We start from the raw sequence: 7,881 nt of genomic DNA, 5'->3' as shown, positions 1-7,881 counted from the left end.
CCCACCCGGCCGCCCAACCAGCTATTCTATGGGCGGCCGGGTGGGGGAGCGGGCCGGCACCGTTACCGTTTCAGCTTTGCTGAAACAGATGTAAGCAATTCACCGACATGACCGCGAAGGACGACAAACAGGAGCGCGCCGAGCGCCTCGCCGCGCAATTGCGCGCCAATCTGCACCGTCGCAAGGCGCGGGCGCGGGGCGCCGCCGAGGTAAGCACCACGAAAGCCGATGACGCGGACCGCGCGGACGACTAAGCACCTCCGCCATGAATCGTCCCAAGCTCTCGATCGTCGTCCCTTGCTATAACGAGGCGCTGAGCCTCGAGACGCTCCACGCGCGCGTCACCGCCGCCGCCAAGGCGGAGGTCGGCGAGGATTACGAACTCGTGCTGATCAACGACGGGTCGAAGGACGACAGCTGGCCGATCATGCGTCGGCTGTCCGAAAGCGACCCGCGCCTCGTCGCGATCAACCTGTCGCGCAACCACGGCCATCAGCTCGCGCTGACCGCCGGGCTCGATCTGTGCGCGGGCGAGCAGATCCTGATCATCGACGCAGACCTGCAGGACCCGCCCGAACTGCTCGGCGACATGCGCCGGATGATGGCGGCTGAGGAAGCGGACGTGGTCTATGCCGTGCGCCGCAAGCGCGAAGGCGAGACGTTCTTCAAGAAAGCCACCGCCGCGGCTTTCTATCGTCTGCTCGATCGCGTCACCGACACGCCGATCCCGCTCGACACCGGCGACTTCCGGCTGATGTCGCGCCGCGCGCTCGACGCGTTCCTGAGCTTGCCCGAACAGGCGCGTTTCATCCGCGGCATGGTCGCCTGGGTCGGCTTCCGCCAGGTGCCGTTTCCCTATGACCGCGCCGAGCGCTTCGCCGGCGAAACCAATTACCCGCTGTCGAAGATGCTGCGCCTGGCGTTCGACGCGATGACCGGCTTCTCGACCAAGCCGCTGACCTTCGCCAGCCATGTCGGCCTGGCGCTGACCGGCGCGTCGTTCCTGCTGCTGATCTACATCGCGGTCGGGTTCATCTCGGGGAGCGCGGTGCCGGGCTGGACGTCGCTGGCGTTCATCGTCGTGCTCTTGGGCGCGGTGCAGATGTTCGTGCTCGGGATGATCGGCGAGTATCTCGGGCGGCTTTATGTCGAATCGAAGCGGCGGCCGCTGTATCTGGTGTCGGACGTCGCGGGCCCGGTGCAGGGCAAGGCGAGCCTGGGCTATCGGGCAGAGGATCGGGAGCAGGGCTGACCCCAATCCTCCCCGTTTACGGGGAGGGGGACCGCGCGACGCAGTCGCGTGGTGGAGGGGGATTTCCTCCTCCGACTCGCTTGTGGCTCACCCCCTCCACCAATCCGCTACGCGGCTTGGCCCCCTCCCCGTAAACGGGGAGCAGTTAGTTCACCCCTTCGGTACGGCCAGCGTCAGGATCGATACGCCCGGGGTCATCGGCACGCGGCCGACCAAGTGCCTCTCGAGGCGGAAGATCGCACCGAACAGTTTGTTGACCGGCCCCGGCGGCGGCGAATCGTCGCTGTCGTCGCGGCCGGTCAGCCGGCCCGCGACGCGCGCGGCGGCGGCGAGCGGGAACAGCAGCGAGTTGAAATAGCCGAACTTGCGCGTCGTCAGCCCGGCGGCGTCGATCGCCTTCTTCAGGCTGGCCTTGGAATAGCGGCGATGATGGTGGTTCACCACGTCGTGCGCCGACCACATCCATTGATGCGCGGGCACCGCGATCAGGATCTTGCCGCCGGGCTTGAGGCATTCCTTCATCGCCCGAAGCGCCGCGACGTCGTCGCCGATATGCTCGACCACGTCGAGCACCGCGATCATGTCGTAGCTGTTGCGCTCGATCCCCGGCAGGGTCGGTAGCGGCGCGTCGCCGACCGGCTTGCTGAGCCGCTTGCTGGCGATCGCGGCGGCGGCGGGATCGATCTCGATCGCCTCGACGGTGCCGAATTGCTGGAGCATCGGCAGATTGTGCCCGGTGCCGCAGCCGATCTCGAGGATGCGCGCGTCCTTGGGCAGGTCGGCATAGCGCGCGACATAATCGTGCAGGATGTCGCGGCGCGCGACGTACCACCAATGCGACGAGTCGTGCTCGGCCATGCGGTCGTAGACGATACGGTCCATATCAGCCGAATACCCATTGACGGTTGAGCGCGAAGGTCGCGAGCGGGGTGATGGTGACGATCGGGATCAGGGGGGCCCAGACCGGGCCGTGGAACAGCGGCCCGGTGATGATCCAGGTGAAGGCGGCGTTGAGCAGCAGGCCGAAGAATTGCACCAATACGAACTTGGCGTGCTGTTTGCCGCTATTGTCGCGGGTGCCATGCCCCTTGAAGCTCCAGGCGGAGTGCATGAAGAACCCGGCGATGACCGCGACCAGAAAGGCGGGCGGCACCGCGACCACCGCCATGTTGCCGCGGAATACCCAGCTCGCCAGCGGCAGATACACCGCCGAATAGATCACCGTCGAAATACCGCCGACGATACCGAAGCGGATCAGCTGGCCGATCATGCCGCTCGCTCGCCACGTATCGATTTGTTTCAGAATTGCCGTCACACATTCGCCCTGGAAATGCGCGCCATCTGCTCCGTCGTGGCCGTTGCCGGGCGCGGGTGCAGGCCCTAATGCGCATCCAGGCGCGAGGGAAGCATTTTGAGCAAGACCGACAAGCGGGGGCTGCGGCCGGACGCTGAATTCGACCGGACCGGGGCCGCGCCGAGCAAGGCCGAGATCTGGTGGTCCAATCTCGTCGCCGAGCTGGACCGGCACTGGATTCGCTACGCCCTGCTCGCGTGGCTGTGCGTGACGCTCTGGTATCTGTTCGATCGCTGGGGGCAGATTCAGGCGCTCGGCCTGGGCGATACCGACGACAATATGCGGCTGATGCAGGTCCGCGCGCTGCTGAACGGGCAGGACTGGTACGACCTGCGCAATTATTATCTCAACCCGCCGGGCGGCTTCGACATCCATTGGAGCCGCATCGTCGACTTGCCGATCGCCGGGCTGATCCTGGCGCTGCGGCCGTTCCTCGGCACGCCCGAGGCGGAGCGGATCGCCTGCGGGATCGCGCCATTGCTGCCGCTGTCGATCGCCTTCGTCGGGCTGGGCGCGACGGTGCGGCGGCTGGTCAGTCCTTATGCCTGGCCGCTGGCGATGGCATTGCTAGTCTGCGCCTGCACGCCGACCATGCTGATGTTCGCGCCCGATCGTATCGACCATCACGGCTGGCAACTGGCGATGCTGAGCCTGACGGTGGCCGGCCTGTGCGATCCCAGGGGCGCGCGCGGCGGAGTGATCGTCGGGCTGGCGAGCGCGGTCAGCATCTCGATCGGCCTCGAAATGCTGCCGTATGCGGCGATGGCCGGCGCGATCATCGCGCTGCAATGGATCTGGGATCGCGGCGAGGCGCGGCGGGTCGCCGCTTATGGCGTCAGCCTGGCGAGCGGCACGGCGCTCGGCTACGGCGCGTTCGCTTCCTATGCCAATACGGTGATGCGCTGCGATGCGCTGACCCCGGTCTATCTGACGGTGATGCTGGTCGCCGGCGGGCTGCTGTTTGTGCTCGCCTGGCTCAGCCCGGCGTCGCGCTGGGCGCGGCTGGGCCTCGCGGTCGCGGCGGGCGCGGTGATCGTCGCCGGGTTCGCCTGGCTGTTCCCGCAATGCCTCGGCCGCCCCGAGCAGGTCTCGCCCGAACTCGCGCGCAATTGGCTCGACAATGTCCGCGAGGCCAAGCCGATCTATCTCCACCCGTTCCGCCAGGCGTTTCCGATCGTGACGCTGCCGATCATCGGCCTGCTGGGCGCGATGATCGCCGCCAAGCGCGCGCTCGACGCTCGCGCCTCGAACATGGTCGGCTGGGCGGCGGTGACGCTGTTCACCTTGTTCGCCTGCCTGATGCTGCTGTGGCAGGCGCGTGCCGGGCCGGCGGCGCAGATGCTCGCGGTGCCGGGGGCGGCGGCGCTGATCTGGATCGCGGTGCCGCTCTTGCTCGACAGCTCCAATCTGTTCGTTCGCGTGCTGGGGCCGGTCGTGGTGGTGCTGACGGCGTCGGGCATGTTCAGCGGGCTGTCGCTGCAATTCCTGCCGATCGACAAGCCCGACGCGCGGATGACGACGATCAACCGCGCGGGCGCGCGCTGCCCCTATATCCGCAGCCTGTTGCCGTTGAACAAATATCCGCCGGCGACGATCTTCAGCTTCGTCGATCTCGGTCCCCGGATCATCACGATCACGCACCACAAGGCGGTGGCGGGGCCGTATCATCGCAATGGCGATGCGATCCTCGACGTCCAGCATGCGTTCGGCGGCAGCCCCGAGCAATTCCGCGCGATCGCCAAAAGGCATGGCGCGACGTTGCTGCTGATCTGCCCCAACATGGCCGAATCGACCATCTATCGCGTGCGCAACCCGGGCGGGTTCTACGATCGCATGGCCAAGGGCGAGACGTTTCCGTTCCTGCAGCCGTTGCCGCTGCCGGCGAATTCGCCGTTGCGGTTGTTCAGGATCAAGTAAGAGCGCGTCCCAGCGCCCCTTTTCGCCAGCCCAGCGGAACTCATCTCGTCACCCCAGCGAAAGCTGGGGTCTCGGGCGAAGGCGCGATCCGGCTTGAGACCCCAGCTTTCGCTGGGGTGACGGTTCGGGAGCGGGGGCCGATCAAGACAGTGATGACCGCCTATGTCAGCCCCATGCTGATCCGGATCCCGTCGATCACGAATTGCACCGCCAGTGCGCCCAGCAGCACGCCGAGAATGCGCGTGATCACCGCCTCGATCCGCGCGCCGAGCAGCCGCATCAACGGTCCCGCGGCGAGCAGCGCGACCAGGGTCAGCGCCAGGATCGTCGCCAGCGCGGCGAGCACCACCGCTACCTTTTCGATCCCGTGATTGCGGCTCATCATCAGCATGACCGAGGCGATCGATCCCGGGCCGGCGATCATCGGCATCGCCATCGGGAAGATCGAGATGTCCTCGACCTCGGGTGTGCTGGCGACCTTGGCGGCGCGGTCCTCGCGGCGTTCGGTGCGTTTCTCGAACACCATTTCCAGCGCGATCAGGAACAGCATGATGCCGCCGGCGATGCGGAAGGCCGACAGGCTGACCCCCAGCGCCTGAAGCAGCGATTCGCCGACCGCGGCGAACACGAACAGGATGATCGAGGCGACGATCACCGCGCGGATCGCCATCGACCGACGATGCGCCGGCGTCGCGCCGTTGGTCAGCCCGGCATAGATCGGCGCGCAACCGGGCGGATCGATGACGACGAAGAAGGTGACGAGCGCGGAGAGATAGAGCTCGATCACTTTTCGGCCGCGATTCGGTCGTCGATAACACTGCCGCCGAGCATGCCGGTTCTCAGGTTGACGCCGAGCATGCGGGCCCCGTCGGGAAGGACCTCCCAATCCCACGTCAGCGTCCCGTCTTTCGACGCCCCGTGCCCGCTCTTTGCGCCGCGGGAGGGTGGAGGTGTCATGAACGGAATGTCCGGAGCATCGCAACTCGCGTGCGTTACCGTCGGAGTCTTGGCCGCGCGCGCAGCCTTCAATGCATCGCCGGAATCCAGCACCCAGCGCCACGATCCGTCGGATTGGCGCTGCCAGACGGTGGTGAAATAGCCCACGCTGCCGTCCGCGCGTTGCCAATTGCCAGTGTTGACGGTCGTGGCTTCGTCGCAGGAAACGTAGCTCGCGGTCGCTTGCCAGCGAACGGATTTCGGTGGGTCCTTGCGATCCTTGAGCCAGGCTTGGGCGTTGACCGGCTGCGGCACGAACATGATCGCGTCGGGCGCCGCGAAGGTACGGAACGCCGTCCATTGGCCGTCGCGAACGGCTGCCTGGTCGAAGGCCAGTTCGGCATCGAGCGCGGTTTTAGGCGCATCGGCCGCAGCCAGCATCAGCAGTAACGCGATCACAACGCGTCCTTATCGTGAGGCACCTGCTCGCGGCGATGCGCCGAGACCAGCGTATTCCGCAGCAGCACCGCGATCGTCATCGGTCCGACCCCGCCCGGCACCGGGGTGATCGCGCCCGCCACGCTGAGGGCGCCGGCGAAGTCGACATCGCCGACCAGCCCTTGGTCGGTGCGATTGATGCCGACGTCGATCACGCACGCGCCGGGCTTGATCCAGTCGCCCTTGATCATTTCCGGCCGGCCGACCGCGGCGACGACGATGTCGGCGCGCTTGACCACGCTCGACAGGTCCCTGGTCTTGGAATGCGCGACGGTGACGGTGCAGCTTTCCTTGATCAGCAATTGCGCCATCGGCTTGCCGACGATGTTGGAGCGCCCGATCACCACCGCGTCGAGCCCGGCGAGACCGCCCAATTGATCCTTGAGCAGCATCAGGCAACCGAGCGGGGTGCAGGGGACGAAACCGTGGAGGCCGGTCGCCAGTCGCCCGGCATTGACCGGATGGAAGCCGTCGACGTCCTTGTCGGGGTCGATCCGCGTCGTCACCGCGCGTTCGTCGATATGACCGGGCAGCGGCAACTGGACCAGGATGCCGTCGACCGCGGGGTCGGCGTTGAGCCGGTCGACCAATGCGAGCAGGTCTTCCTGCGAGGTCGTGGCGGGCAGCTTGTGCTCGAAACTTTCCATCCCCGCGGCGACGGTCGCCTTGTGCTTGCTGCGGACATAGACCGCCGACGCCGGGTCCTCGCCGACCAGCACCACTGCCAGCCCCGGCGCGCGCCCGGCCGCCGCGCGGAACGCCGCGACCTGTTGCGCCACGCGTTCGCGCAATCCCAGCGCGAAGGCTTTCCCGTCGATGATACTCGCCGTCATGGCTCGGCCTGATAGAGCGCGGCGGCGATCTTCGCCAGCGCTTCGGCGTCGCCGCGGATCGCCAGCCGTTTCAGGCGCGCGCGCTCGCCCGCGATCAGCCGGACATCGCGCTTCGCTACGCCGAAATGCGCCGCGACCAGGTCGATCAGCGCGGCATTGGCGGCGCCGTCGACCGGCGGTGCGTTGAGCCGCGCGACGCCATGGCCGGGCCCGGGCTCGAGCGCGTTACGGGCGGAGCGCGGCGTCACGCGGACGGCGATCCCGATCCCGTCCGCGCGTCGGATCGTCACGAGCCGTAGACGATCAATCCAAAGAGCCAGGGCAAGACGAAGAGGCGCAAAATTCGGATAATGATCAGCACCACCATCGGCGAGAAGTCGATCGCGCCGGTATCGGGCAGGATACGGCGGATCGGTCGATAGATCGGGTCGGTGACGATCGAGAGGCCGCGCCACAGGCTGTCGACCAGTTCCGTGTGGCGGCTGACGACATTGAATGCGATCAGGATCGACAGCACGAACTGCGCGATGATGATGAAGCTTGCGACATCGAGCAGCATCTGAAGGATGCCAATCAGCATTGACAGGAATGAAATCAAAGCGCTCTCCAGTGTCTTGATCGATTAATACACCCCGGATGAGGGCGTTGCAAGATCAGGCGCGCACCAACGTGCCAGCGCCGCGCCGGGTGAAGATTTCGAGCAGCATCGCGTGCGGCACGCGGCCGTCGAGGATGACTGCCGCCTCGACTCCCGCCTCGACCGCCGACACGCAGGTGTCGACCTTGGGGATCATCCCGCCCGAGATCGTGCCGTCGTCCTTCATCGCCTCGATCGACGCGCGGTCGAGGTCGGTCTGCAATTCGCCCGCCTTGTTGAGCACGCCGGCGACGTCGGTCAGCAGGAAGAAGCGCGTCGCGCCGAGCGCGCCGGCGATCGCGCCCGCCATCGTGTCGGCGTTGATATTATAGGTCTCGCCGTCGGCGCCGAGCCCGACCGGCGCGACGATCGGGATGAAGCCGTCGCGCGCCAGATTCTTGAGGATCGACGGATCGACCTTGACCGGCTCGCCGACGAAGCCGAGGTCGACATG

The 7,881-nt window shown here is 66.7% G+C and carries 11 protein-coding genes; 3 read left to right on the top strand and 8 right to left on the bottom strand.

The features are described 5' to 3' along the window. Positions 1-107 precede the first annotated feature (107 nt). Both ACTHJR_RS02745 and ACTHJR_RS02740 read left to right on the top strand, forming a co-directional pair. Positions 108-254, top strand: coding sequence for a hypothetical protein (locus ACTHJR_RS02745; protein ID WP_440521540.1), 147 nt, complete (start codon positions 108-110; stop codon positions 252-254). Between the two features lie 11 nt (positions 255-265). Further along, a complete protein-coding gene (locus ACTHJR_RS02740; protein ID WP_440521539.1) occupies positions 266-1,252 on the top strand; it encodes a glycosyltransferase family 2 protein in 987 nt (328 codons plus the stop codon). A 150-nt stretch (positions 1,253-1,402) separates the two neighbouring features. On the opposite strand, the gene ACTHJR_RS02735 is transcribed toward ACTHJR_RS02740, so the two are convergent. Continuing rightward, the gene (locus tag ACTHJR_RS02735) at positions 1,403-2,134 is read right to left on the bottom strand and encodes a class I SAM-dependent methyltransferase (protein WP_440521538.1); all 732 of its coding nucleotides are present in this window, start codon (positions 2,132-2,134) and stop codon (positions 1,403-1,405) included. Position 2,135: 1 nt separating this feature from the next. After that, a complete protein-coding gene (locus ACTHJR_RS02730) occupies positions 2,136-2,522 on the bottom strand; it encodes a GtrA family protein (protein ID WP_440521537.1) in 387 nt (128 codons plus the stop codon). Positions 2,523-2,741: 219 nt separating this feature from the next. On the opposite strand from ACTHJR_RS02730, the gene ACTHJR_RS02725 reads away from it, so the two are divergent. Continuing rightward, positions 2,742-4,523, top strand: a complete 1,782-nt coding sequence (locus ACTHJR_RS02725; RefSeq protein ID WP_440521541.1) for an AcrB/AcrD/AcrF family protein — start codon at positions 2,742-2,744, stop codon at positions 4,521-4,523. Positions 4,524-4,683: 160 nt separating this feature from the next. Here the strand turns inward: ACTHJR_RS02725 and ACTHJR_RS02720 are convergent, their stop codons facing one another. From ACTHJR_RS02720 to argB, 6 genes are all read right to left on the bottom strand, one after another. Continuing rightward, positions 4,684-5,310, bottom strand: coding sequence for a MarC family protein (locus ACTHJR_RS02720; protein ID WP_440521536.1), 627 nt, complete (start codon positions 5,308-5,310; stop codon positions 4,684-4,686). Next, positions 5,307-5,900, bottom strand: a complete 594-nt coding sequence (locus ACTHJR_RS02715; protein WP_440521535.1) for a hypothetical protein — start codon at positions 5,898-5,900, stop codon at positions 5,307-5,309. The genes ACTHJR_RS02720 and ACTHJR_RS02715 overlap by 4 nt, the downstream gene beginning before the upstream one ends. Before the next feature lie 14 nt (positions 5,901-5,914). Beyond that, complete coding sequence (gene folD / locus ACTHJR_RS02710) at positions 5,915-6,790, bottom strand: bifunctional methylenetetrahydrofolate dehydrogenase/methenyltetrahydrofolate cyclohydrolase FolD (RefSeq protein WP_440521534.1); 876 nt, start codon at positions 6,788-6,790, stop codon at positions 5,915-5,917. After that, positions 6,787-7,080 (bottom strand): DUF167 domain-containing protein, encoded by a 294-nt coding sequence (locus tag ACTHJR_RS02705; RefSeq protein ID WP_440521533.1) that lies wholly within the window; start codon positions 7,078-7,080, stop codon positions 6,787-6,789. The genes folD and ACTHJR_RS02705 overlap by 4 nt, the downstream gene beginning before the upstream one ends. After that, complete coding sequence (locus ACTHJR_RS02700) at positions 7,077-7,370, bottom strand: YggT family protein (RefSeq protein ID WP_440521532.1); 294 nt, start codon at positions 7,368-7,370, stop codon at positions 7,077-7,079. The genes ACTHJR_RS02705 and ACTHJR_RS02700 overlap by 4 nt, the downstream gene beginning before the upstream one ends. 73 nt (positions 7,371-7,443) lie before the next feature. Then, positions 7,444-7,881, bottom strand: a 438-nt coding sequence (argB, locus tag ACTHJR_RS02695; protein ID WP_440521531.1) for an acetylglutamate kinase, incomplete at its 5' end; no start/stop codon positions are given.

This window comes from Sphingomonas sp. (genome assembly GCF_051962185.1).
Lineage (GTDB): Bacteria > Pseudomonadota > Alphaproteobacteria > Sphingomonadales > Sphingomonadaceae > Sphingomonas.
The sequence above is the reverse complement of the archived record's forward strand: the minus strand, read 5'-3'. Positions and strand labels throughout refer to the sequence as shown.

What these genes read in the sequence shown, in the direction of transcription:
- ACTHJR_RS02745 (WP_440521540.1), top strand. Translation starts at nt 108, where the DNA reads ATGACCGCGAAGGACGACAAACAGGAGCGCGCCGAGCGCCTCGCCGCG.
- ACTHJR_RS02740 (WP_440521539.1), top strand. Translation starts at nt 266, where the DNA reads ATGAATCGTCCCAAGCTCTCGATCGTCGTCCCTTGCTATAACGAGGCG.
- ACTHJR_RS02735 (WP_440521538.1), bottom strand. Translation starts at nt 2,134, where the DNA reads ATGGACCGTATCGTCTACGACCGCATGGCCGAGCACGACTCGTCGCAT.
- ACTHJR_RS02730 (WP_440521537.1), bottom strand. Translation starts at nt 2,522, where the DNA reads ATGATCGGCCAGCTGATCCGCTTCGGTATCGTCGGCGGTATTTCGACG.
- ACTHJR_RS02715 (WP_440521535.1), bottom strand. Translation starts at nt 5,900, where the DNA reads ATGCTGGCTGCGGCCGATGCGCCTAAAACCGCGCTCGATGCCGAACTG.
- folD (WP_440521534.1), bottom strand. Translation starts at nt 6,790, where the DNA reads ATGACGGCGAGTATCATCGACGGGAAAGCCTTCGCGCTGGGATTGCGC.
- ACTHJR_RS02700 (WP_440521532.1), bottom strand. Translation starts at nt 7,370, where the DNA reads ATGCTGATTGGCATCCTTCAGATGCTGCTCGATGTCGCAAGCTTCATC.